Source organism: Microcoleus sp. Pol12A5 (genome assembly GCF_036701435.1).
GTDB lineage: Bacteria > Cyanobacteriota > Cyanobacteriia > Cyanobacteriales > Microcoleaceae > Microcoleus.
The window spans coordinates 1-2,184 of the sequence record NZ_JAUBQU010000266.1 but is presented as its reverse complement, the minus strand read 5'-3'; the positions used below and the strand labels follow the sequence as shown (position 1 = coordinate 2,184).

2 protein-coding genes are annotated in these 2,184 nt (G+C 40.9%); one reads left to right on the top strand and one right to left on the bottom strand.

The genetic code is table 11. The features are described 5' to 3' along the window. Window positions 1-151 precede the first annotated feature (151 nt). Window positions 152-484, top strand: coding sequence for a helix-turn-helix domain-containing protein (locus QUA45_RS28580; RefSeq protein WP_333223299.1), 333 nt, complete (start codon window positions 152-154; stop codon window positions 482-484). A gap of 93 nt (window positions 485-577) precedes the next feature. Here QUA45_RS28580 and tnpC read toward each other — a convergent pair whose 3' ends face one another. Next, window positions 578-2,020 (bottom strand): IS66 family transposase, encoded by a 1,443-nt coding sequence (gene tnpC, locus QUA45_RS28575; RefSeq protein ID WP_333223297.1) that lies wholly within the window; start codon window positions 2,018-2,020, stop codon window positions 578-580. Between the last annotated feature and the right edge of the window lie 164 nt (window positions 2,021-2,184).

Below are 2,184 nucleotides of genomic sequence, written 5' to 3'. Positions count from 1 at the left end.
GCTATTTTTACCAACAGGGGATGAGGGCTATAAGTCAGATTCAATCTAGCTCCTAGCCATCCTTGTCACCCCCCCAGATAGCAATCCTAAATCATTATCATGATTGTGATACAATTATATGCAATACTAGATCGTGACCATAAAAAAATGAATAACTTACAACTGCAACAAAAAGATAGGCAAAAAAATAGATTGTTTAGAATCTTTCATTAAAAGCGATATCGATGCAATAGAACTAAAACGAGCAATAGCTGTAAGGATGGCGCTCTCAGGTAATATATACCATGAAATCAGCAATATTTTAGGTGTAAGTAATTTTTTTATTGGTTATTGGAAAAAACAATTTAAAACCAAAGGCATCGCCGGAATCAAACTAGGACATAAAGGGTCAAAAGGGTATTTAACAGCTCGACAAAATACTGAAGTAATCGAGTGGTTAAAGGATAAAGAATATTGTAAGTCTAATGAGATGTTACTTATTTAGATAGATAGAGAATTTGGTGTAATATATAAATCAAAACAGAGTTACTATGAACTTTTCAACCGGGCAAAAATTAGTTGAAAAAAACGTAAGGATTCAGGTCTGAAAAATGGGAATGAGCTCAGGCCGAGGAAAGTCACAAGAATGGGCATTTATAGCCTCACGGAAAAAAGTCATTACTGAACGAGCTTGAAAACGACAGGTTTGAATCACACTCAATAGATTAGCCGTTTCCTCAAATCGTTTCATCGAACGAGAGCCGCCAGAAACTTTCCGCTTAGTTACAGAAGGCCGTAAAGAACGTTCGGCTTTATTATTATCAGGAGGAACCGAGGGGTCAGAGAGAAAATACCACCACTGTTGAGCCTTATCCCGTAAGGATTTGAGCAACAAACCTGCCGCATAACCCACAAGGTTCAACCAACTGGCCAAAGCCTGATTCAATCGTATTTTGAAATCCTGAACCCACGAGTCGTAGGTGAGTCGATCCTTAGTCTTTCGCCATGACTCATGGGCCCTAAAAGCTTCATTAATTAATGACAGAAATATTTGAGCGACTGCTGCATTATTGTTGCCAGGAAGTTCCAGCACTTTCTTGAAATGTCGCCGTAAATGGGCCAGACACTTCTGTTGAGCTGCGACTTTCACGCCATTATAAACACTGAAATCATCTGAGCTTAAGACTCCTGCAAATTCTTTGCTCAGCATGGTTTCTAGTTCCACGCGCCCCCTGGTATCTGCGGCATGAAATAAACAGAATCCTTCTCCACTAGCCGTCCACAGCCATTCTTTAACTCCCATGACACACCAAGGGGTTTCATCTACATGAATGTTTGATTGCTCTTGGGCCCATTCCCACAGTGCTTTAATCGCTGGCTTGACTGCTGCTGCTACTCGTTGATTGGTTTTTTGGAGTGTTCCCACTCCCACTTCTATCCTGCCAAGTTCCCATAACAATTCAGTCAGGTTTTCGTAGGAAAGATGTCCATAATTTCCCAGCCAGACTAAGAGTGCTTGAAGATTAACGCTCAAGTCTTGTCCTGGAATTATTCCGCTTGGTGGTTCTCCTCTGACTACTGCACCACATTCGAGGCATTTGCACGATTGTGTTTGATATTCAACAACTTCGATTGGTTTGGCGACTAGACTTGCTACTTGCTGTCTATGGATGTTAATTACTTCACTTAATTCTTGAGAGCCACAATTGAGACAGATGCTGGGTGAGCTAATTTCGGTTCTGTCTACTCGCCCAAACCCTTTGCGGGTTTTCCCCTGATGACCTGGTTGTCCACCTGGTTTCTTTTTCTGGTCTTCTTCTGTTTTGACTGTTGGTTTCTCTGGTTTTTGGATGAGATCCGTTGATGGGGGCTTTGATGAAGTTTTACTGGTTGTTCGACCTTTTCCCGTAGCAATAGCTAGTTTTTCTTGCAATTCTTCAATAATTTTTTGCAGCCCCAGTACCATTTCTACCAGTTCAGCTTGGCTCAACTGCTCGATTTCGGTTTTTTTCTGCTCTCTGGTAGCTGGGGACTTTTTCATTCGTTTATTTTACCAGATGCCGTCACTTAAGTTTTTTTGACCTGAATCCTTACAAAAAAACTCAAAAAACCAATCCTAAATTTGATAACTGGAGTTTAGACTAAATAAGCCTTAAAGCGTTATGTGTCTCAACCCCAGAACGTTTATTTAGCAACGGCAACGGT